The sequence below is a fragment of the Streptomyces sp. NPDC127129 genome (genome assembly GCF_042671585.1).
Lineage (GTDB): Bacteria > Actinomycetota > Actinomycetes > Streptomycetales > Streptomycetaceae > Streptomyces.
Genome location: NZ_JBHXTV010000015.1, coordinates 62,347 through 84,384, shown reverse-complemented (window position 1 = coordinate 84,384; position 22,038 = coordinate 62,347). Strand labels below are relative to the sequence as shown.

Genomic DNA, 22,038 nt, shown 5'->3' with positions numbered 1-22,038 from the left:
GGTCGGGACCGCGTGCGCGGTCCGCCGCGCCGGGAGGCGGCGCGGGTCAGGCGGTCCTGCGGGGAGGGACGGTCAGCCGCCGACCGGGAGGCCACCGAGCAGCGGGGCGCTCTGGGTCGTCTTGTTGAGCTGGTTGGCGGTGTCCCCCACGGTCTTCACGACGGAGCCGTCGGTGGTGCTGCTCAGCGCGTCCGTCTTCAGACCCTCGCTGGCGAGCGTCCCGAGACCACCGTTCAGGCTGGTGGGCATCATCGCCTCGGCGGCCATGGCGGGCGCGGCGGCACCCAGAGCCATCACAGAACCGGCGACGACCGCGGCAACCTTGGTGGGCTTCATGAATCGAATCCTTCCTCTTGGCGTCACTGTGCAAGCAAGTCGCTTGCTGTACAGGCCTCTTGGACGATTCCTGTACGTCGTTCTGCCTTCTGTAACGAGAGGTGCGCTCCACGGAAACTCCGAGAGGAGGGATTTCTCTCCACTGCACTCGAATGACTGGACCCGGTGCTATTTGCGCATCGGATACCCGGACGCCGTGCCGTCCGGGGAGACCGGGCGGCACGGCGTCGGGTGGCGAGGCGGAACTACCAGCGGACCGGCAGGTCCAGCTCGGGCAGGTCCAGCTCGGGCGGTTCGACCTCGGGAAGCTCCGTCGCGGGAAGCTCCACCGCCGGCACCTCCACCGCCGGCAGCTCGACCGGAAGCGTGGGTACCTCGACGGGGAGCTCCGGCAGCGCCGGCAGTCCGCCGAGCACCCCGGAGAGAACCGAGTTGATCAGCGAGGTGACGGTCGCGGTGACCTGGGGCACGAGACCGCTGACACCGCCGGTGACCGTTGCGAGGAGATCGGCGATCACCTTCTGGACGGCCGCGAGGGCGTCGGAGACGGGGTCGGCGGCCGCCGCTTTCGCGGACGTCGCCCCGTCGAAGGCGACCGGGGTACCGGGGCGCGAGGCCGGCGTGATGCCCTTGGCGGCGTCGACCGCCGTCGTGACCTTCGCCTTGAGCGCCTCGATCTCGGAGTGGGGCGCCTCGGCTGTCATGGCCGGGACGCGGGACGGGTGGTGTTCGTCGGCGGCGACGGCGGTTCCGGCCGCGCCGAGGGTGAGGGTGGCGGTTATCGCCAGGACGGTGAGGCGGCTGCAAGCGAGGGGACGCATATGTGTTCCTTTTCCTTATGCGTCGGACAACATCTCGGCCACCGTGCGCTGCACATATAGCGCTCCGCAACAGGAGAACTACGGAGCGCCACCCCCTCCGTTCGGGTGAATCCGCCGGTCTGACCTGCTCCTCCGAGGGGCGTGCGCCGTTGCACCGGGCGGCGCACGAGGGTGCGTCCGAATGATGCAGAAGGCCGGCGCGCCACCCCGGTACGGGGCGGCGCGCCGGCCTCGGAAGGACCACGATCCGGCGTGCGAGATCAGAGGTTGGCGCAGGAGTTGCCGAAGGTCGGGTTCAGGGCGCCGATGACGCTGACCGTGTTGCCGCAGAGGTTGACCGGCACGTGCACCGGGACCTGGACGAGGTTGCCGGACAGGACGCCCGGGGACTTCACGGCCGCGCCCTCGGCCAGGGAGTCGGCAGCGGCGACACCGGTGGCCCCCGCGACGGACGCGGCGACACCCACGGACAGGACTACAGCCTTCGCGATACGGGACATGGAGAAGCGCTCCTCGATTGTTGACGAACTGGCGATACGGCACGGACGGTTCCGCCCGACTCCTTCAACAACGCTTCCGCAATTCATCGGTTGCTCTCCCGAACGGGTGACGTTCAACCGATCTTTGGGCCATAAGAGGGTCGTTCGAGCTACTGACCGAAGAATGGCGCAACACGCACAACGAGGAAACTGCCGAGCAGATGCGGGAGTTAGCGTTGGCGAGCATCTAATGCTTACTATCGCCCGACGTCGGGTCTATAACGTTCCCGAGCGTCGCCTGCGGTCCAGCCGCGCGAACATCATTTTCGCGCGGTCGACATCTTCTTCTCCCCCGGTCTACACGGGTGTTCCCTTGCTTCTCTCATCAAAGCGGAGAACTTCTATGCGGAATTCAGCGGTTCGTGCTGTGCGCCGCGGTCTGTCGTGTGCGGCCCTGTCCGCCGCGCTGCCGGCCGCCTCCGCCACCGCGCTCCCACCGAAGGGGGATTACCCGGCGGTGGAGACGAGCGGATCGGAGAGCCCCCTGTTCTCTGATTCCGCCAATTCCACGGACGCGGTGATGAACGTCTTCGATCTGGGGGGTGCGCCGCGCCATGGAGCCGACCGATTCCACGTCCGCTTCGTCGCCGGGCAGGACGCCGTCCGGCCCGGAGCGCTCTTCCTCCAGGCGGACGTCGGGCGCTGACATGCGTTCCTTCTCCGTTCTCCACGCGGTCCAGCCCGGTGACGGCGGGGTCGCGCGGGTCGTCGTCGACCTTGTGCGCGCCCAGCTCCGGGCGGGGCTGCGGGTGTCCGTCGCGTGCCCGCCCGGCACCGCGCTGGCCTCGGCCGTCCGCGCCGAGGGCGCGGAGCCGTACGACTGGCGGGCCGGGCGCGACCCGGGTCCTCGTCTGGTCGGCGAGACCCGCGAGCTCGCGCGGGTGATCCGTACGGTCCGTCCCGCCCTGGTCCACGCGCACAGTGCCAAGGCCGGGCTCTGCGCCCGGCTGGTCGTGCGCGGCCGTGTCCCGACGGTGTACCAGCCGCACGCCTGGTCCTTCGAGGCGGTCGACGGCGCCGTCGCCGCGGTGGCCCGCCGCTGGGAGGGATGGGCGGCGCGCTGGACGCACCGGATCGTCTGCGTCAGCGAGGCGGAACGCCGTACCGGCGAGGCCGCCGGCGTCCGCGCCCCCTGGTCGGTCATCCACAACGGTGTGGACGTCGAGCGGTTCGGAACGTCCGGGGCCACCGCGGCGGACATCCGCTCCGACGGCTCCGACGACGGGCTCACCGTCGTCTGCGTCGGGCGGCTCTGCCGGCAGAAGGGGCAGGACGTCCTGCTCGCCGCCTGGCCCGCCGTCCTGGAGCAGGTGCCCACGGCCCGGCTCGTCCTGGTCGGCGACGGGCCCGACGCGGAGCGGCTGAGGGCCGCGGCTCCGCCGTCGGTGCGGTTCACCGGCAACGTCGACGACACCGCGCCCTGGTACCGGGCGGCCGATCTCGTCGTGCTGCCGTCCCGTTGGGAGGGCATGGCGCTCGCACCCCTGGAGGCGATGGCGAGCGGACGCCCGGTCGTGGTCAGTGACGTGGACGGGGCGCGCGAGAGCCTGCCGCCCGGCCACGAACCCCTGTGCCTGGTCCCGCCCGAGGACCCGGCCGCCCTCGCCGCCGCCGTCGGCCGCCTGCTCGGCGGGCCGGAGCAGCGACGGACCCTGGGCCGCGAGGCCCACGAACACGTACTCAGCAGATTCGATGTGCGGCGCACCGGCGCGGCCGTCGCGGACGTGTACCGCGAGCTGGCCGGAGTGCGGTGCACCGAGCACAGAGAGCCGATTTCGCCGTGACTACGGAAAGCACCAGCGTTCCTCCTTCACCGGGCCCCTGGCCCTCGGCGGGCCGGGGCCCCGGCCCCGGACGCGCCTCCCTCGCACCGCAGCGCGGCAGGCCGGACCGGCTCCCGCTGCCGCCGCGCCGGCCCGCGCCGCCACGGCTGACCGCCGTACCGCTGGTCGCGGCCGACGGTCTCGCCGTGCTGATCGCGGCCGCGCTGCTGCCCGAACCGCAGCGCGGGCTCCGGCTGTTCCTGCTGGTCGCCGTGTGCGTGCTCGCCGTCAACGCCCACGCGGGCCTGCACCGGCCGTCCGGCGCCACCGCCTCCGTACTGGACGAACTGCCCGCGCTCGCCGCGCGCGCCGGTGTGGCCTGGTGCGTGGCCGCGGCGGCCGTCGCCGCGTTCGCCCCTGCCCTGGCCATCGGTCCGGGCGCACTGTGCTCCGCGTACGCGACACAGCTCGCTGCCGTCGCCCTGGCCCGTGCCGCGGTGCACGCCGCCGGCCGGCGCAGGGCCCGGACGAATCCGCGCTCCGCGCTGGTCGTCGGCAGTCCCGCCGCCGCGCGCAGGCTCGCGGCCGCGCTCGCCCAGCACCCGGAGTACGGCATCAGGCCGGTCGGGATCGTCGGGTCGCGCCCGGACGGGGAGCCCGGGCTTCCGGTGCTCACGTCGTCCGAGGAGATCCACCGGGCGGTCATCCAGAACACGGTCCGCGACGCCGTCTTCCTGACCGACGACAGCAGCCTGGTGACACTCTTCCAGCACTACGGCTGCACCACCTGGCGGGTGGGCGGCCGGGACCACGACGGGCCGATGGGCGACCACCTGTGGGGATACGCCTGCCGTCGTCTGGTCCCGCTGGACGAGCGGCCCGGGCAGGGTGCGAAGCGCGCGCTGGACGTGGTCCTGGCCGGTCCCGCGCTCGTGCTGGCCCTGCCCGTACTACTCCTGTGCGCGGTGGCGGTACGGCTCTCCGACGGGCCCGGGGTGCTCTTCCGGCAGGAGCGGGTGGGGCAGCACGGGCGGCTGTTCACGCTGCTGAAGTTCCGTACGATCCGGCCGGCCGACGAGACCGAGTCGGCGACCCGGTGGAGCGTCGCCGCGGACCGGCGGATGAGCGCGGTCGGCGGCTTCCTGCGGAAGTCCTCGCTCGACGAGCTGCCGCAGCTGTGGAACGTGCTGCGCGGGGACATGAGCCTGGTCGGTCCGCGCCCCGAACGTCCGTACTTCGTCACGCAGTTCAGCCGTCTGCACACCGGTTACGCGGACCGGCACCGGATGCCCGTCGGGCTGACGGGCCTGGCTCAGGTGAACGGGCTGCGCGGCGACACGTCGATCGAGGACCGCTGCCGCTTCGACAACCACTACATCGACCACTGGTCGCTCTGGCAGGACGTCCGGATCCTGCTGCGCACCGCGGCGGGCCTGGTCCGGCCGGCGGGGAGCTGATGATGGCGACGGGGGCCTGGGCGCTGCCCGGGGCGGCTGGGGCGGCCGGGGCGGCCGGGACCGGCGTACGGGACTGGGCGCGCCGGGCCTGGGCGCTGTCACCGGTCCTGGCGGTGATCGCGCTGCTGCTCGTCCCGGCCGGTGGCGGCGCGGAGGGCGGCACCGGCGGTACGGGGACGATCGCGGACGCGGCCTCGGGGCTGCTCGTGCTGATCTGTCTGGTGCGGGTGGTCCGCAGCGGGGCGCGGCCGTTGAGCCGCGCGGCCGCGGTCGTGATCGGGCTGCCGGTGCTTGGCATCTGCCTGGCGGCGATCACCTCGAACGACCCGGCGGCGAGCCTGCCGGGGGTCGCCCGGTACGTGCAGGTCTTCGTCCTCGTCCCGGCCGCCGTCCTGCTGATGATCCGCGACCGGCGGGACTTCGCGGTGGTCGCGTGGGCACTGGTCGGACTGGCGCTGCTCCAGGGCGCGGTCGGGGTCACGCAGTACCTGACCGGGACGGGCGCGTCGTACCAGGGCGAGGACATCCGGGCGGTCGGGACGTTCGGCCCGACGGATGTGATGGGGATGGCGACGGTCGTCTCGTACGGCCTGGTCATCGTCACCGGGATCGCGCTGGGGAGCGGACGGGGCCGGGCCCGGACCGCGGCGCTGGTCTGCGCCGGGCTGCTGTTCGTCCCCCTGGTGCTCTCCTTCAGCCGGGGCGCGTGGATCGCGACGGTGCTGACGGTCGCGATCCAGCTGGTGCTGTCGGGGCTGCGGCGGGCGGCGCGGGTGGCGCTCGCGGCGGGTGCGCTGGCGGTGGTCCTGGTGGGCGGGTTCGGGGTCGGTTCGGCCATGGTGAAGGAGCGGGTCGCCAGCATCACGCAGGTGGCGGGCGCGCCGGACCAGTCGGTGACCGACCGGTACACGATGTGGGCGGCGGCCGGGGAGATGTGGCGGTCGGATCCGCTGACCGGGGTGGGGCTCAAGGGCTTCCCCGCGTACCGCGACTCGCACGCCTCGCTGGCGCTGTCGTCGGGCAGCGACACGGCGGGCGCGGGCGCCGCGTTCCACCGTCAGCCGCTGCTCTCCCCGCACAACATGTACCTGCTGGTGCTCAGCGAGCAGGGGCTGCTGGGACTGCTCGCCCTCGTGGGCAGCTGGGCCGCGCTGCTGGTGGGGGCGGTGCGGCGGGCAGGGCTCGTCGCCATCGGCGTGCTGTCGTGGCAGTTCATCGACTTCTTCTACGCGGACATCGGGGGGCCTTCGACGGTCCTGATGTCGGTGGTCCTCGGGCTCGCGGCCTGGTGGTCGCTGGCGGAGGTGAAGCGTGCGTGACCCATGGGGCGGGGAGCCCGAGTCCACGGACCGGGTGCCCGCTCCGGAGGGACCGGGGGCCGCTGGTCCGCCCGTCTGGGCGGACCCGTGGCCCATGCCCGATCTCCCGGTGGGCGGCCGTCGCTGGGCGGGTACGGCCTCCCCGGTCCCGGATTCCCAGCCGGTCCGGCACCCCGAAGTCCCGGCGGGCCAGGGCTCGGTGGGCCAGGGCAGGGGTCCGGGTCCTCGTCCCGGTCCGGGTCCGGGTCCGCGTCCGGGTCCGGGTCCGGGTCCGCGCCCGGGGGTTGCGACGGGCCGGCCGGGCCCCGGTCGGGTAGCCGCCGGGGCCGGGCCGCAGGCCGGCCCGTGGTCCGAGGCCGCGGGCCCGGCGCCGGTGCGTCCGGGCCGGCGCCCCGGTGCGGGCGCAGGCCCGGCGGGCGCCCGGGCCGGTGTCGCTGCGACCGCGGTCCAGCCGCTCGTCCACCGCACGGACCGGGCCGTGGAGTACCCCGGCGACTGGCGGCCCCGCCCTCCGCGCGACGCGGGCGCTCCGGCACGGGGACGCGCCCGGCACAGGGCGCCGAAGCCCGCCCGCTCCCGCGGGTTCCTCGCGCGGGCCGCGGCCGTGACGGCCGGTCTCACCGCGGCGGGGGCCGTACTCGGTCTCGTACGGGACCAGAGCCTCGCGCGCTACTTCGGTGCCGGGGCGGAGACCGACGCGTTCCTCGTCGCCTGGACCGTTCCCGAGTTCGCGTCGACACTGCTCATCGAGGACGCGATGGCCCTCATCCTCGTGCCCGCGTTCAGCCGCGCCCTGACCCGCCGCGGCGCGGTCCGCGCGCTCGTACGCTCCACGCTGCCCCGGCTCGCGCTCGTCATGTCCGCCCTCGCCGGCCTCCTCGTCCTCGCCGCGCCGCTCCTCGTCGCCGCCCTCGCGCCCGGCCTCCCCGACCCGCGGCTCGCCGTCGACTGCACCCGGCTGACCGCGACCTGCGTCCTGACGTTCGCGCTCGCCGGCTACTGCTCGGCCGCGCTCCGCGCGCACGGCTCCTTCCTCCCGCCGGCCGCCATCTACGTCGCGTACAACGTCGGCATCATCGGCACGATCGTGGCGCTGCGCGAGCCCTTCGGCGTCCGGGCGGCGGCCGCGGGGGTCGCCGTCGGCGGCGTACTGATGGTGGCGGTCCAGGCGCCGTACCTCGTACGGGAGTTGCGGCGCAGGCGGCAGGTGCCGCGCGGCGCGCAGGCCACCGACGGACGGCTGCTCGTCCTCGGGCTCATCGCCCCCGTCATCGCCTTCACGGTCTCCCGCCAGTCCCAGATCCTCATCGAGCGCTTCCTCGCCTCACCCCTGCCCTCCGGCGCGATCTCGCATCTGAACTACGCGCAGAAGGTCGCGCAGATGCCGATGATCCTCTCGCTGATGCTGTGCACGGTCAGCTTCCCCGTCGTCGCCCGCGCCATGGCGGCGGGCGACACGGACGGCGCGCGCCGCCGTGTCGAGCGGGACCTGCTGCTCGCCGCGGTGGTCGTCCTCATGGGCGCCTCGACCGTCATCGCAGCAGCCCCCCAGATCGTCGAACTCCTCTTCCAGCGCGGCGCGTTCGACCATTCCGACACGGCCGCGACCGCGGCCGTGATGCGCGTCTACGCCCTCGGGCTGCTGGGTCAGACGACGGTCGGCACGCTCGTCCGCTGCTACTTCTCCGCCTCCCGCCCGCTCTGGTACCCGGCCGCCGCCATGGCCGCCGGTCTCGCCACGACCGCCGTCGCCGGTGTCGTCGGCGCCGGCCTCTGGGGCGCCGTCGGCATCGCCGCCGCCAACGCCCTCGGGATCACGCTCACCGCCGCGATGATGCTGCTCGGCGCCCGCCGCCAGGCCATCCCGGTCCGGATCCGCTACCTGGGCGCGGGACTCCTGCGGCTCGCCACCGCCGCCGCCTGGGCCACCGCCGCCGGCTGGCTCTGCTCGGTCCTGATCGAGCCCGCGCTCCTCTCCCTCGCCGTCGCGGGCGCGGTCTGCGCCGCCGTCTTCCTGCTCCTCCTCGCCTGCTCCGCGCATGCGCCGGACATCCCTCCCCTCACCCGCACCGCGTCCCGAAGGCTCGCCCATGCCCGATGCCACGGCGCCACGCGCCGCCGCGATCCGTCGACTGCTGCCACAACCACCTCCGTGGGTGGTGATGTACCACTCGATCGCCGACACCACGGATGACCCGTACCGGGTGACCGTCTCCCCCGTGCGCTTCGCCCGGCAGCTGCACTGGCTCAGCGACCGGGGGCTGCGCGGTGTCTCCGTGCGCGAGCTGCTCGACGCGAGGGCGGCGGGCCGCGCGAAGGGACTCGTCGGCCTCACCTTCGACGACGGGTACGCCGACTTCGCCGACTCGGCCCTGCCGCTCCTGCGCCGCCACGGCTTCACCGCCACCGTCTACGTCCTGCCCGGCCGGATCGGCGGCGAGAACGCCTGGGACGACAACGGCCCGCGCAAACCGCTGCTGACGGAGGACGGCATCGTGGCCGTCGCCGAGGCCGGCATGGAGATCGGCTCGCACGGGATGCGGCACGTCTCGCTGCCCACGGTCGACGCCGCGACGCTCGCCGAGGAGACCCGCCGCAGCCGCGAGCTCCTGGAGGAGATCACGGGCGGCCCGGTGCACGGCTTCTGCTACCCGTACGGGCACATCGACGCGCGCGCGGTGCGGGCTGTACGCGAGGCGGGTTACCGGTACGGCTGCGCCGTCGATCCCGGCCCGCTGACCTGCGCGCACGCGCTGCCCCGGGTGCACATCGACGAGCAGGACACACCCTTGCGCCTCGCCGCCAAGCGCCTCCTGCACCCCCTGCGCCGCCGCCACGTCCGCGACCTCGACGACGGCGACGGCCTCGGCACCGGTCTCGCGGCGACGTCCGGTCGCGACGGCGGTCGCGACGCCGTACGGGAGGGGTCATGAAGGTCCTCCACGTCATCACCGGCCTCGGGATCGGTGGCGCCGAGCAGCAGCTCCGGCTGATGCTGCGTCACCTTCCGGTCCGCAGCGAGGTCGTCACGCTCACCAACCCGGGCCCGGTCGCCCGCGGCCTGGAGTCCGACGGGGTCCCGGTCACACATCTCGGCATGACCGGCAACCGCGACCTCCGCGCGCTCCCCCGCCTCACGGGGCTGGTCCGCCGGGGCGGGTACGACCTCGTCCACACCCATCTCTACCGGGCGTGCGTCTACGGCAGGATCGCCGCCCGCCTCGGCGGCGTCCGTGCCGTCGTCGCGACCGAGCACTCCCTCGGGGAGACCCAGATCGAGGGCCGGCCGCTGTCGTCCGGCACCCGTGCGCTCTACCGGGCCACGGAGCGGCTGGGCTCGGCGACGGTCGCCGTCTCGCCCAGCGTCGCCCGCCGTCTGGAGGCGTGGGGGGTGGCGCCCTCCCGCGTCCAGGTCGTCCCCAACGGCATCGAGCGGGCCCGCTTCGGCTACGACGAGGACGCGCGCCGGACGGCCAGGAAGCTGCTCGACCTGCCGGAGGACGCGTTCGTCGTCGGCGGCGTGGGACGGCTCGCCCCGGGCAAGCGCTTCGACCGGCTCGTACGGGCGGTGGCATCGGTGCCCGAGGCGCGGCTGCTGCTCGTCGGCGAGGGGGAGGAGCGCGCACGGCTCCTCGCCGTCGCCCGTGAGTGCGGGGCCGCCGACCGGATGCTCCTGCCGGGCGCCTGCGAGGACCCGCCGTCCGCGTTCTCGCCCGGCCCCGGTCTTCCGTCGCTGCTCGCGGCGATGGACGTCTTCGTCTCCACCTCGCCCGACGAGGCCTTCGGGCTCGCGGTCGTCGAGGCGCTGGCCGCGGGGCTGCCGGCGCTGTACGTGGCCTGCCCGGCGATCGACGACCTGCCGCCGGACGAGGCCCCCGGGGCCCGGCGGGTCGGCGAGTCCGTACCCGAGCTGATCTCGGCGCTGCGCGGCATCCGCGAGGCCCGGCTCGCCCGGCTGCCGCAGCCCGCCGCGGCCCGCCGCTACGACATCGCGCACAGCGCCCGGCAGTTGATGTCCCTCTACGAACAGGCCGTCCACGGCACCCCTCTCCTTGCGAAGTGAGTCACCGATGAGCTCCCTGAGTCCCCAACGCTCCCGTCTCTCGACGGCCCTGCGCACCCCCCGCTGGTGGGTGCTGCCCTCGACCGTGCTGATCGGCGCGGTGCTCGGCGGCGGCTACGGGGCCGTGAAGACCCCGCAGTACGCGGCCACGAGCTACGTCATCGTGGTCCCCGGCGAGAAGTCCGACCCGGCCGCCGCGCTCGGCTTCGCCCAGGCGTACGGCAGGGTCGCCACCGACATCGCGGTGACCGGCGACGCCCAGGTGTGGTCGGGGGTCTCCGCCGCGACCCTGCGCGAGAGCGTGCAGGCCGAGACCTCCCCCGACGCGCCGATGATCTCCCTCACGGCGCGGTCCACCACCCCGGGCAAGGCCGTCGCCATGGCGGACGGCGTCGCTCGCGCCCTGATCCTCGACAGCACGCAGGTCTCGGGGAGCACGGGCGTGAAGGTCGTGCAGTTCGCCCGGGCGACCAAGCCGGTGGCGCCCGTCTCGCCGTCCGCCTCCCTCTCGGCGCTCGTCGGCGGCTGCGGGGGCGGACTGCTCGGCGGTCTGGCGCTGCTCGTACGCCCCCGGCGCGCGGCACGCGCGGAAGCCCGGCACTCCCGGCCGGCCGCGGCCTCCGTTCCCGGCCCGGCGGCGGGCAGGACCCAGCCCGAACCGGCGTCGGAGACGGTGTGACGGGGGATCGTGTGCAGGGGGACGGCGGGTCGGGGGACGGCTGGAGAACCGAGGTCTGCCGGGACGGCGCGGAGTTCGGCCGGCTCGGCGAGCGGTGGGCGTCGCTGTACGCCCGCTGCTCCACGGCCACTCCCTTCCAGTCCCACTCCTGGCTGCACTCCTGGTGGGTGTCGTACGGCAGGCCGGGCGCCCTGCGGGTCGTGCTCGTACGGCGGGAGGACGGCGAACTGGTAGCGGCGGCGCCCCTGATGCGCGCCCGGGGCCCGCTCCCGGTCCTCACCCAGCTGGGCGGCGCGATCACCGACTTCACGGACGTCCTGCTCGACGACGCGTGCCCCGGGGCCGCTGCCGCGCTGGCCGATGCGCTGGCCGGGGTGGCGCGCGGCGCGGTGATCGATCTGCGCGAGGTCCGCCCCGGGGCGTCGGCCGAGCAGGTGTTCGCGCGCTGGCGGGGGCCGCGCCGACGGCTCCGGGACTCGCTCTGTCTGGAGCTCCCCGCCCAGCCGATGGACGCCCTCCTCGCACGGATCCCCACGGGCAAGGCCCAGCAGCGGGTGCGGGCGAAGCTGCGCAAGCTGGACGCGCTCGGGATCGACGAGCGGATCGTGCCCGGGGACGAGGTGCCGGCCGCGCTCGACCGGCTGCTGCGGCTGCACCGGCTTCAGTGGCAGGGGCGGAACGTGACCGCCGAGCACACCAGCGACCGGTTCGCGCAGCATCTCGCGCGGGCCGTGCGGCCGATGGTCGAGGGCGGGGACGCGCGGGTGACGGAGTTCCGGCTGGGCGGAGACGTCGTCGCGGCCGACCTGACCCTGATGTCGCCCCGCCTCGCGGGCGGCTACCTCTACGGTGCCGATCCCGAGCTGCGCGCCCGGAAGGTCGACGTGGCGACGATGCTGCTGCGGCACGGGGCCCGGGAGGCCGGTGAGAGCGGGCGGGCGGTGCTGAGCCTGCTGCGGGGGAACGAACCGTACAAGCGCCACTGGCGGCCGGAGACCGTACCCAACCAGCGGCTGATGCTGACCGGCCGGGGTACGGCTCCGCTGCTGTGGCTGCGCGCGGGCGCGGCGGACGGCAGGCGCTGGGCGGCACGGCAGGCCCGGGAACGGGCCTGGGTGCGGCGGGCGGTCGAACGGCTGCCGGGACGGCCGCGCGGCGGCGGAGGATGATCTCCCCCGCCGCCGCGCGGGACGGCGTCAGAAGGGCCAGACGCCGTTGAGTAGTCCCTCCCAGTCGTCGCTGTCGCCGAGGCCCAGGGCGCCCTCGTCCTTCCAGCTCTCCTCGGGGACGCAGACGGGCCCGCCGAGCCAGTTCTCGACCCACGACCCGAGCCCCACGTTCCAGCAGCCCGGCGTCGGCTCGGGCTTTGGCTCCGGCTTCGGTTCCGGCTTCGGCTCGGGCTTGGGCTCCGGCTTGGGCTCGGGCTTCGGTTCCGGCTTGGGTTCCGGCTTGGGCTCGGGCTTCGGCTCGGGCTTGGGCTCGGGCTTCGGCTCGGGCTTCGGTTCCGGCTTCGGTTCCGGCTTGGGCTCGGGCTTCGGCTCGGGCTTCGGTTCCGGCTTCGGTTCCGGCTTCGGCTCGGGCTTCGGCGGGACCTGCGGCTTCGGCTCGGGGACCGTCGGCTCCCCGGGCTGCGCCGGCAGCTCCGGGATCTCGGGCTCGGCCGGGATCTCCGGGAGTTCGGGCTCGGCCGGGATCTCCGGGAGTTCGGGGATCTCCGGATACTCCGGGACCTCCGGGATCTCCGGGTACCCCGGTTCGGCCGGAAGCTCCGGCAGCTCGGGCTCGGCCGGGATCTCCGGCACCTCGGGAACCTCAGGTACCTCGGGAACCTCGGGCTCCGTCGGGACCTCCGGCACCTCCGGGACCTCCGGCTCGGTGCCCATCAGCATCTGCCGGAACACCTGCGAGGACTTCGGGTTGTTGGCGCACTGCCAGACGCCGTGCGGGCAGTAGTCCGTGATCGTGTGGTACAGCGGCTGGTGCTCGTCGATCCATTCGAGCATCCGCCGCATGTACTCGGGATTGTCGCCGTTCCGGAAGAGACCCCATTCCGGATAGGAGATCTCCTTGCCGTGCTCGGCCGCGAAATCCACCTGCTTCTGCAGCCCGTACGGCTCGTCGATGTGCCGGTCGAAGTCCGATCCGGCCGGCTGGTCGTACGAATCCATGCCGATGATGTCGACCACGTCGTCACCCGGATAGCACTCCGTCCACGGAATGGCGTCCGTACCCCGGCTCGGGTTGAAGTCGAAGCGGAACTCCTGGCCGGGAACGGACCGCATGGCGGTGACGATCCGCGTCCAGTACTTCTTCCACGACGTGGGATCGGGCGCACACCGGTGGGTGTACGTCGTGCCGTTCATCTCCCAGCCGAGGACGATGACGGTGTCCTTGGCCTTCAGGCCGACGAGCCGCTCGGCCAGCTTCTTGAAGTGGTGGTCGTAGTAGCCCGCCGCGCCGAGCTGGAGCTGGCGGCGGACCTCGTGGTCGGAGACCCCGGCCTCGTTCCGCTCCAGCATCGGGACGTTCAGGACGAACATCCGGTCGGCCCGCTCGTTGCGCCAGTCCGCCCAGGCGTCCAGGAAGCCGGGCGGGCTCTCGATGTTCGACCAGAGGTCGCCCGGGAGGTAGGTGTGGCCGACGCGGAGTTCCCGCCCGCCGAGCCATCGCTCGAGCTGGCCGATCCGGCCGACGCCGGGCGGCCCCGATTCGAGGAACGCGCCCAGTGCGGTGGACACAGTCGGTTCGGGGTCCCGTGTCGTTACGGATTCGGCGGCGTGGACGGGAGAGGACAGCACGACGGAACCTGAGGCGAGGAGACCTGCGGTGAACACCCCCAGCCACATTCTCGATGCTTTCCGCTTCCTGTTGGTCATGGCCACTCCTTCACGATCCGCGCCGCTTGATGCACCGTCAGTCCGATACTCGGAAAGTATTCCTAATGAGCCGACCGTGAACGCGGCACCGACCTGATCAGTAGTCCATTGGTGTATTTCATCGCCCGGTTGGGGCACGCAAAGGAAGGAAAGCCGTGTCGTTCCCGGCGCGGACGCCGGCCGCGGACATGACGAAGGGCCGGTCCCCGGGTGTCGAAAGACTCTCCGGGGACCGGCCCTGAGCGTGCGTCAGGCGTTGATGCAGGTGTTGAAGGCGGCCGGGTTCAGGACCCCGATCACGTTCACGGAGTTGCCGCAGACGTTGACGGGAGCGTGGATCGGAACCTGGACGACGTTCCCGGACAGAACGCCCGGCGAACCGATGGCCGCGCCGTACGCGTCGGCGTCCGCCATCGCGGGGGCGGCGGCACCCAGGGCCATGAACAGTCCGGCGACGACGACCGCGGCCTTCTTGCACTTCATTTCTCTTACGTCCCTTCCGCGGCGGACGGAATTTCTCACGGATTTCGCGAATCGCCGGTGGACCAAGAAGTCTCCCGGCCTCCGCCGCACACATCACAACGACCATGCCCCGAAAAGGAAACCGGCTTATCGCTGACCGGCCGGTATTCACTCCATTGAGCCGAGGCCTCTCGCGGGCGCGTCATCGCGGCCAGACCGGCGTCGAGACCAGCCGTTCCCATTCGCGGTCGGGCATCCCCGGTACCGTGCGGCCGGCCAGGGCCCACTGCTGGACCAGCGAGGAATAGACGGGGAAGGGTCCCCTGTCGGCGGGTGGCGGGTCCGCCACATAACGGCTCTTCGGAATGAAGGCCATCCGTTCCCATTTCCCGGGATCGGGTGCCATCTTCCCTCCCATCCACTGCGGTTCTCGCATCATTACACACCGCCCGCAGCCGAGTGATTCCGTCCGCACCATGTCGCGTCGGGAACCTGTGTGCGAGGCATATAGGCCTATCGTGCGCTCATCTCATTTCTCGGAGTCAGGTGGTGTGCCCCCGTGACCGTCAGGAAATTCCGCCGCCCCGGCCGGCTCGTGTTCGCCTCCGCGGCGCTCGTCACCCTCGCGTCGGGGGCGATCGCCGGCGCCCCGGCCCTGCCGACCCTGCCGACCCTGCCGGCCCCCCGGCACGGGCTCACCGTCCTGGTGGCCGGGGTGGACAGCCGGGAGGGCCTCACGGCCGCGGAGCTGAAGCGCTATCACGCCGGTGGCAAGGGCTGCGACTGCACCGACGTGATGATGCTGGTGCACATCTCGGCCGCGAACGACCGGGTGAGCGTGGTGAGTCTGCCCCGCGACTCGCTCACCGAGTTCGCCCGGGACCACGTCGACCGGCGGACGGGCAAGACGCACAAGCCACACCCGGCGAAGATCAACGCGGCCCATACGGAGGGCGGGCCCGCGTTCACGATCGAGGCCGTCGAGCGAATGACGGGCACGCCCGTCCACCGCTATCTGGAGATCGACTTCCGGCGCTTCGTCGACGGTGTGAACCGCGTCGAGGGCGGGGTGCCGATCTGCACCGACACACCGCTCAAGGACCACGTCACAGGGCTCGACCTGGCGGCGGGCACCACCCGTCGCGTCGGCGGCGGCGAGGCGCTCCAGTACGTGCGGTCGCGGCGCGCCGACGGGAAGATGGACTTCGGCCGGATCCAGAAGCAGCAGAGGTTCGTCGCCAACACGCTGAAGACGATCCGGGCGGACCTGGCCGCCCCCACCCGGCTGCGGCTGCTCGCCGCCACCCTGCGGGGCACGGCTCCGGTCGAACGCTCCCTGACCGTCACCGAGATGCTCGTCCTCGGATCGCGGCTGCGGAACCTCACCCCGGACCGTATGGAGTTCGCGATGGTGCCGATCCGCCGCTTCAACCCCCTCATCGCGGGCGTCGGGTCCTCCGTCGCGGTGGACGAGGAGCACGCCGAGGAGGTGTTCGAGGCGCTGCGCTCCGACCGGCCGCTGCCGAAGGCCCGCCCCGACTCCACGAGCGAGATCCCGCGGGGTCTGGGCGACTACCGGCCGGCCGGAGGCGCCTCCCTCGTCTGTCCGTGACGGCTGTCCTCAGCGGGAGAGCGCGTGGGCCAGGTCGGCGGGGTCCGTCGTCGGCGCGTCGCAGGTGAAGTGGCGGCAGACGTACGCGGCGGCTCCGCCGACCACCAGCGGACGGTCCTTGAGCAGGGGGAACTCCTCACTGTCCGGGGCTCCGACGGCGACCACGGCTCCCGGCGCCGAACCCAGCAGCGCGGTGCGGTGCAGGGCCCGGGTCAGGGCGTCGTCGCCGTCGGGGCCGACCACCGCGATCTCGCGGGGGCCGTCGAGCAGGGCCTCCGCCGTGGCCAGGCCCCAGCCGATGAACCGCGGCGCGCGCGGGCCCAGCGCCTTGACCACGCCGAGCGCGCGCTCGGCGGCGGAACGGTGCGCCTCGGAGCCGGTGTGGGCGGCGTACGAGAGGAGCGCGCCGGCGGCGGCCGTCCAGCCGGAGGGCGTCGCGTTGTCGGTGGGGTCCTGGGGTCGGCGGATCAGCGCCTCGGCGTCGTGGGCCGTGTCGTACATCGCCCCGCCCTCGGCGACGAACTGGTCGAGGACGATGTCGAGCAGGAAGCCCGCGAACTCCAGCCAGACGCCCTCGCCGGTCACCCCGGCGAGCGCGAGGAAGCCCTCGGCGACATCGGCGTAGTCCTCCAGGACCCCGGCGTTGGCGCCGGCCTTGCCGTCCTTGGAGGTACGGAAGAGCCGCGCGCCCTCGCTCATGTGGAGCCGTACGAGCAGGTCGGCGGCGTCCGTGGCACGCTCGACCAGATCGGGCCGGTCGAAGAAGGCGCCGGTCTCGGCGAGGGCCGCGATCGCGAGGCCGTTCCAGGCGGCGACGATCTTGTCGTCGCGGCCGGGACGTTCGCGCAGGTCACGGGCGGCGAGCAGCCGCTCCCGGACGGAGGAGACGCGGTCCGCGTCGGCGACACCGGCGTCCTGGGGAAGCTGCAGGACGGAGGCGCCCTCCTCGAAGGTGCCCTCGTCGGTGACGCCGAAGTACCGCGCGGCGAAGTCGGCGTCCTCCTCGCCGAGCACCTCGGCGAGCTGGGCCGGGGTCCACACGTAGTAGGCGCCCTCGACGTGCCTGCCCGTGGCGTCGGCGCTGTCCGCGTCGAGCGCGGAGGCGAAACCGCCCTCGGGGGTGCGCAGTTCGCGGACCAGGAAGTCGGCGGTCTCCAGGGCGACCCGGCGGGCCAGGTCGCTGCCGGTGGTCCGCCACAGATGCGCGTACACCCGGCACAGCAGGGCGTTGTCGTAGAGCATCTTCTCGAAGTGCGGGACGACCCACTCGCGGTCCACGGAGTAGCGGGCGAAGCCGCCGCCGAGCTGGTCGTAGATCCCGCCCCGCGCCATCGCCTCGCAGGTGTCGGCGGCCATCTGCAGGGCGCCCTCGGCTCCCGTACGGGCGTGGTGGCGCAGCAGGAACTCCAGCGCCATCGACGGCGGGAACTTCGGCGCCCCGCCGAAACCGCCGCTGCGGCTGTCGTACTCACGCGTCAGGCCGAGCAGCGCCTGCGAGAGCTCCTGCTCGCCCGGCACACCGTCGCCGCCGAAGGCGAGCGAGCGGGCGGACAGGTCCTCGACGATCTTCGCCGCGACCTCGCCGACCTCCTCGCGGCGGTCGGTCCAGGCGCGGGTGACGCCGTCGAGGACGTCACCGAAGGAGGGCATGCCGTGCCGGGACTCGGGCGGGAAGTACGTACCGAAGTAGAAGGGCTCCGCGTCGGGCGTGAGGAAGACGGTCATCGGCCAGCCGCCCTGGCCGGTGGCCGCCTGCACGGCCTCCATGTAGACCGCGTCGACGTCGGGGCGCTCCTCGCGGTCGACCTTGACGGCGACGAAGTGCTCGTTGACCTGGGCGGCGGTGGCCTCGTCCTCGAAGGACTCGTGGGCCATCACATGGCACCAGTGACAACTGCTGTAGCCGACGCTGAGCAGCACGGGAACGTCACGGCGCCGCGCCTCCTCGAACGCCTCGGCCGACCACGGCCACCAGTCGACCGGGTTGTCGGCGTGCTGCAGGAGATAGGGGGACGTTTCATGGGCCAGTCTGTTCGGCATGTCTCCATCCTCGCGCACACGACAAGACCCCGGTCGTACGCCACGGGTGGCGGCGCGCGAACGGGGCAGTGATAGTGATACGGAAAGCGGCCCCGTTCCCCGCAGGTCGAATGCGGGGAACGGGGCCGTTTTCAGCGGTGCGGTCGGACTCAGCCGCCGACGTTCCCGTTCTGGGACAGAACCTCGCCCAGGATGTGCGACAGGGCGTCGTCGCCCTTCTGCTGCACGGAGTTCTGGGTGCAGGTCTGGTTCGACATCGGGTTGCCGAGGACGTCCTGGACGGCGACCGGGACGGCGATGACGCCGACCGGGACCTGCGCCTGGATCTTCTGGATGTCGAAGCAGTGCAGGACGCCACCGTTGACGAGACCGAAGTTCGGGCTCATGTAGCCACCGGTGGAGTTGCTGCCGATCGACTGCTTCGACGTGTTGCCGATGATGTTGGCGCTGCCGCCGTCGTTGCCGGCCGCCGACGCAGCGGTCGCCGTCACACCGACGACCGAAGCCGCAACCGCCGCCGTAGCAAGAACCTTCTTGATCACGAGTCTTCCTTCTTGAGCTCGAGGGCCCTGAAATGCTCCGTTAGCCGAAGCACGCTGATCAACTGCCCTCCGGAGGATTGGTTCCGGGGCGTCACCCGGACGCGGTATTCGGCAGATGAACGCCATCGGACGCCGTGTCGAGGGGCAGGCGTTCGGGACGCCGATCATCCCCGCTCCCTCGCGCCGACGCGCGTCCCGCAGGACACTTGGGGCCGGAAGCGGAAGCTCTCGGAGGGGGACGTACATGCGGGACAGCCACCGGGCCGAAGCCGAACGGCTGTTGGCACGCGCCGTGGAGGAGGAGGTGCGGCGCTCCGGCGGCCGCCTCGACGCCACGGCTCTGCTGGCACGCGGCCGGACCGCGCTGGACACCATGGCGGCGAGTGCGGGCGAGGAGTACACGGCCTATCTGCGGGCCCTGGAGGAGACGGAGGCGGCCCACCGGTCGCTGGGGGATCGATTCAGCAGAGCCGCGGTGGGAACGCCCTCGCTGGTCACCGCCGTCGCGGCGGTCGCCGCCTTCGGCGCGGACCTGGCGCTCGGCACGGCGGCCGGGACGGCGCTGGCCGCCGGGGCCGTGGTGGCGGTGACGGGCGCGGCGGCGACCGTTCTGAAGGTGACGGCGGGGCACTGGCCCGCCGCGCACCGCCGGGTGGGCGCCCTGGGCCAGCCGGGCGGCCCCGAGCAGCTGCGGCTGCAGTGGCTGACGGCGCTCGACGTCCGGGGCGTACGGCCGTTCATCGATCAGCAGCGCGTGCTGATCGCCACCACGCAGCCGCCCGCGCAGAAGGTCGTGTCCCAGCTGCGCGGCGCCGACCGCAGCGCGGCGGCCCGCCGGCGGACCGTTCTGGAGCAGTCCTTCGGCCATCTGCCCGACCCGGGAGGGCCGTTCGCGGGCCGGCGGACCGAGCTGGCCCAGATCACCCAGTGGGTGCAGGCCGGGCGGGCGTCGACCATCACCCGGCCGACGGTGGTGATGCTCCACGGGGAGCAGGGAGCGGGCCGGACGACGCTCGCCTTACGGGCGGCGCACGCGCTGCGGGACCAGTTCCGCGGGGCGTGCGTGGTGGACCTGCGGGGCGGGACACGCGGCGAGAAGCCGCTGACGACCCGGGAGGCGCTGCTGCACCTGCTGAACCGGCTGGGCGCGCCGCGCGAGCAGCTGCTGTTCCGTGAGCGCTCCTCGGCGGAGCAACAGGTGCGCAGGCTGGCCGAGTTGTACCACCAGCATCTGACCGGGCTCGCGGTGACGGTGATACTGGACGACGCGGTGGAGGCGGAGCAGGTCCGCACGCTGCTGCCCGAGCGCTCGGACAGCCTGGTCCTGGTGACCTGCCGGGAACCGCTGGACCTGGGCGGGGACGTTCCGGCGTCGGTGCACGCGCTGCCGGTGGCGGCGCTGGACGCGGCGGGGGCGGAGGAGCTGCTGCGGGAGGCGGCCTGGGCGCCGGACCCGGGGCCGTACGACTCCGAGGCGTTCGAGGAGATCCGGGAGCTGTGCGGCGGGCTGCCGCTGGCGCTGCGGGTCGCCGGTTCCTCGCTGGGCCGCCGCTCGATGAGCGATCTGGCGCACCTGCTCGCCCGCCCCGGATGGGGCCCGGAACCGCTCGAACGGGCGCTTTCCGTGCGGTACTTCACCGATCTCGACGAGGACGGACGGCGGCTGCTGCGGCGGCTCGCACTGGCCGGGAGGGCCTCGCTGGGCGCGGCCGCGGCGGGGGCGCTGTTCGGCGGCAGCGGGCAGGACGGGGCCCGGCTCCTCGCGGAACTGGCCCGGGCCGGTCTTCTGGACCATGTCCGGGGAGAGCGGTACCGGCTGCACGACGCGGTGCGCGGTTTCGCGGCGGCCCGGCTCACGGACGAGGAGGACGCGGCGTCGATCGCGGCGGCGCAGGAGCGGCTGATCCAGAACTACGCGGAGCTCGCGGACGCGGTGATCCGCATGGTCGACGGCAAGATGTCGACGCGCGCGGACCGGTTCGACGGGCACGGCTTCAGCTCGCTGGAGGCCGCGCTGCGCTGGCTGGACGACGAGTCGAGCTTCATCACGGCGGCCCTGCGGCTCGCGGAGGGCGTCGACCAGCAGGCCGTGCTGAACCTGCTCGGCGCGCTCTGCGACTACTGCCTGCTGCGCGGCGACCTCTACCGGCTCGGGGAGATCAACGAGCTGACCGACGCCGTCGGGCAGGGGCTGCTGTCCCGGTCGGTGCAGTGGCGGACCGGTATCGCGGCCCGGCAGCTCGGCGAGCTCGACAAGGCGCGCACCACGCTGACCTCGGTGGTCTCCCTCTACCAGGAGGCGCACCAGGACGCCGGGGCCGCGCTCGCGCTCTGCTCGCTCGGGATCACGCTGCACCACCAGGGCAATCTGACGGAGGCGTCGGCGAAGCTGCGGGAGGCCCTGGCGCTCCAGGAGCCGGAGTCGCTCGCGGCCGACCGGGGCTGGACCCTGCACGCCCTCGCGGCGGTCGAGCGGGACCGGGCGAACCTGGCCGAGGCGCTGACCCTGCTGCACGGGGCCCTGGAGCTGCACCGGGAGCACGAGTCGGTGCACGGCGAGGCCTGGGCGCACTTCCAGCTGGGCCAGGTGTGCCTGCGCATGGGCGACGTGGAGCGGGCCGACGCCGAGCTGCTGCGCGCGCTCGACCTGTACGGGCGGACCCGCGACGGGCGCGGCGAGGCGTGGGCGCTGACCCAGCTGGCCCGCGCCCGGCTCGTCGAGGGCGAGGTGGCGCCGGCGGTCGAGGGCCTGCGGCAGGCGCTCGCCCGCCACCGCGACCAGGAGGACGCGCGGGGCGAGGCCTGGACGCTGTACTACCTGGGGCACGCGCTCGAGGAGCGAGGGGACCTGGACAAGGCGGTGCGGGAGCTGGAGCGGGCCCGCACGATGTTCTCCCGGATGCGGGACGTGTACGGGCTCGCCTGCGCCCGGCACCACTCGGGGCGGGTCACCCGCGACCAGCGGGCGGCGCAGACCGGCAACCTGCGCAACTCCGGCTTCGCCCGGCAGCTCCTGGTGGACGCCCGGGCGGACTTCCACCGCGTCGGCGTGGCTCACGGCGAGGCCTGGACCTGCCTGGAGCTGGCGATCGTGGACGCGGGGAACGGCAAGGCGGCGCAGGCCCTGGAGCTGTGCGGGGAGTCGGAACGGCTCTTCCTGTCGTACGGCGACCGCAGGGGCGCCGACTGGGCCCGCTTCCTGCGCTGCACGCTGCTCCCGTACGCCTCACCGGGCGGCGTGGAGGTGGGTACGGCGGTGGCGCAGGAGGAGCTGGCGCTGCTGCGCCGGGACCGCCATCCGACGCGGGACGGCAAGGTCGAGGACTGCGCGGAGGCGTACGCCCTCGTCCTGGAGCGGGGCGTCCAGCTGGACGCCGGCTGGCAGGCCTGGGATCTGGGCATGGTGCCGAACCGCCACGCCCGGGAGGTGATGGGCGTCCCGGTGGAGGTGGCGTAGCCGCGGAAGCGGCCGCGGAAGGCGGTGTGCGCCCGGGGTCGCCGCGGCGCGGGCCCTCCTCGGGGGAGGGCC

At 73.3% G+C, this 22,038-nt stretch carries 18 protein-coding genes and 1 pseudogene; 11 read left to right on the top strand and 8 right to left on the bottom strand.

Going from position 1 to position 22,038, the window contains the following annotated elements:
* Positions 1-72: 72 nt before the first annotated feature.
* From ACFVGW_RS26995 to ACFVGW_RS26985, 3 genes are all read right to left on the bottom strand, one after another.
* Complete coding sequence (locus ACFVGW_RS26995) at positions 73-336, bottom strand: hypothetical protein (protein WP_383225242.1); 264 nt, start codon at positions 334-336, stop codon at positions 73-75.
* Positions 337-581: 245 nt separating this feature from the next.
* Positions 582-1,157: a hypothetical protein gene (locus ACFVGW_RS26990; RefSeq protein WP_385853757.1), complete on the bottom strand. Its 576-nt coding sequence runs from the start codon at positions 1,155-1,157 to the stop codon at positions 582-584.
* Positions 1,158-1,417: 260 nt separating this feature from the next.
* Entirely contained in the window at positions 1,418-1,657 is a 240-nt protein-coding gene (locus ACFVGW_RS26985; RefSeq protein WP_385853756.1) for a chaplin, read from the bottom strand.
* Positions 1,658-2,216: 559 nt separating this feature from the next.
* Between ACFVGW_RS26985 and ACFVGW_RS26980 the strand changes: the two genes are divergently transcribed.
* From ACFVGW_RS26980 to ACFVGW_RS26940, 9 genes are all read left to right on the top strand, one after another.
* Positions 2,217-2,342 carry a hypothetical protein gene (locus ACFVGW_RS26980; RefSeq protein ID WP_385853755.1) on the top strand — a complete coding sequence of 42 codons (126 nt, stop codon included), beginning with the start codon at positions 2,217-2,219 and terminating at the stop codon, positions 2,340-2,342.
* Position 2,343: 1 nt separating this feature from the next.
* Positions 2,344-3,480 (top strand): glycosyltransferase, encoded by a 1,137-nt coding sequence (locus tag ACFVGW_RS26975; RefSeq protein WP_385853754.1) that lies wholly within the window; start codon positions 2,344-2,346, stop codon positions 3,478-3,480.
* Positions 3,477-4,916, top strand: a complete 1,440-nt coding sequence (locus tag ACFVGW_RS26970) for a sugar transferase (protein WP_385853753.1) — start codon at positions 3,477-3,479, stop codon at positions 4,914-4,916. The genes ACFVGW_RS26975 and ACFVGW_RS26970 overlap by 4 nt, the downstream gene beginning before the upstream one ends.
* A 2-nt stretch (positions 4,917-4,918) precedes the next feature.
* Entirely contained in the window at positions 4,919-6,235 is a 1,317-nt protein-coding gene (locus ACFVGW_RS26965) for an O-antigen ligase family protein (protein WP_385853838.1), read from the top strand.
* A 478-nt stretch (positions 6,236-6,713) separates the two neighbouring features.
* Positions 6,714-8,429: a lipid II flippase MurJ gene (locus tag ACFVGW_RS26960; RefSeq protein ID WP_385853752.1), complete on the top strand. Its 1,716-nt coding sequence runs from the start codon at positions 6,714-6,716 to the stop codon at positions 8,427-8,429.
* On the top strand, positions 8,398-9,168 hold the full coding sequence (locus tag ACFVGW_RS26955; RefSeq protein WP_385853751.1) for a polysaccharide deacetylase family protein: 771 nt from the start codon (positions 8,398-8,400) through the stop codon (positions 9,166-9,168). The genes ACFVGW_RS26960 and ACFVGW_RS26955 overlap by 32 nt, the downstream gene beginning before the upstream one ends.
* Positions 9,165-10,298 carry a glycosyltransferase gene (locus ACFVGW_RS26950; RefSeq protein WP_383312412.1) on the top strand — a complete coding sequence of 378 codons (1,134 nt, stop codon included), beginning with the start codon at positions 9,165-9,167 and terminating at the stop codon, positions 10,296-10,298. Before ACFVGW_RS26955 ends, ACFVGW_RS26950 begins: the two co-directional genes overlap by 4 nt.
* 7 nt (positions 10,299-10,305) lie before the next feature.
* Entirely contained in the window at positions 10,306-10,977 is a 672-nt protein-coding gene (locus tag ACFVGW_RS26945; protein ID WP_385853750.1) for a lipopolysaccharide biosynthesis protein, read from the top strand.
* Positions 10,974-12,146 carry a GNAT family N-acetyltransferase gene (locus tag ACFVGW_RS26940; RefSeq protein ID WP_385853749.1) on the top strand — a complete coding sequence of 391 codons (1,173 nt, stop codon included), beginning with the start codon at positions 10,974-10,976 and terminating at the stop codon, positions 12,144-12,146. The genes ACFVGW_RS26945 and ACFVGW_RS26940 overlap by 4 nt, the downstream gene beginning before the upstream one ends.
* Before the next feature lie 701 nt (positions 12,147-12,847).
* Here the strand turns inward: ACFVGW_RS26940 and ACFVGW_RS26935 are convergent.
* From ACFVGW_RS26935 to ACFVGW_RS26925, 3 genes and pseudogenes are all read right to left on the bottom strand, one after another.
* Positions 12,848-13,823 (bottom strand): annotated as a pseudogene (locus ACFVGW_RS26935) (glycoside hydrolase family 26 protein); the annotation flags it as partial.
* 279 nt (positions 13,824-14,102) lie between these two features.
* The gene (locus ACFVGW_RS26930; protein WP_385853748.1) at positions 14,103-14,336 is read right to left on the bottom strand and encodes a chaplin; all 234 of its coding nucleotides are present in this window, start codon (positions 14,334-14,336) and stop codon (positions 14,103-14,105) included.
* A gap of 181 nt (positions 14,337-14,517) precedes the next feature.
* Complete coding sequence (locus ACFVGW_RS26925) at positions 14,518-14,721, bottom strand: hypothetical protein (protein ID WP_383778796.1); 204 nt, start codon at positions 14,719-14,721, stop codon at positions 14,518-14,520.
* A 153-nt stretch (positions 14,722-14,874) separates the two neighbouring features.
* Here ACFVGW_RS26925 and ACFVGW_RS26920 point away from each other — a divergent pair, with 153 nt between their 5' ends.
* Positions 14,875-15,927, top strand: coding sequence for an LCP family protein (locus ACFVGW_RS26920; protein WP_385853747.1), 1,053 nt, complete (start codon positions 14,875-14,877; stop codon positions 15,925-15,927).
* Positions 15,928-15,936: 9 nt separating this feature from the next.
* Here ACFVGW_RS26920 and ACFVGW_RS26915 read toward each other — a convergent pair whose 3' ends face one another.
* A complete protein-coding gene (locus ACFVGW_RS26915) occupies positions 15,937-17,967 on the bottom strand; it encodes a thioredoxin domain-containing protein (RefSeq protein ID WP_385853746.1) in 2,031 nt (676 codons plus the stop codon).
* Between the two features lie 149 nt (positions 17,968-18,116).
* The gene (locus tag ACFVGW_RS26910; protein ID WP_352190113.1) at positions 18,117-18,509 is read right to left on the bottom strand and encodes a rodlin; all 393 of its coding nucleotides are present in this window, start codon (positions 18,507-18,509) and stop codon (positions 18,117-18,119) included.
* 244 nt (positions 18,510-18,753) lie between these two features.
* On the opposite strand from ACFVGW_RS26910, the gene ACFVGW_RS26905 reads away from it, so the two are divergent.
* Entirely contained in the window at positions 18,754-21,966 is a 3,213-nt protein-coding gene (locus ACFVGW_RS26905) for a tetratricopeptide repeat protein (protein ID WP_385853745.1), read from the top strand.
* Positions 21,967-22,038: the final 72 nt, after the last annotated feature.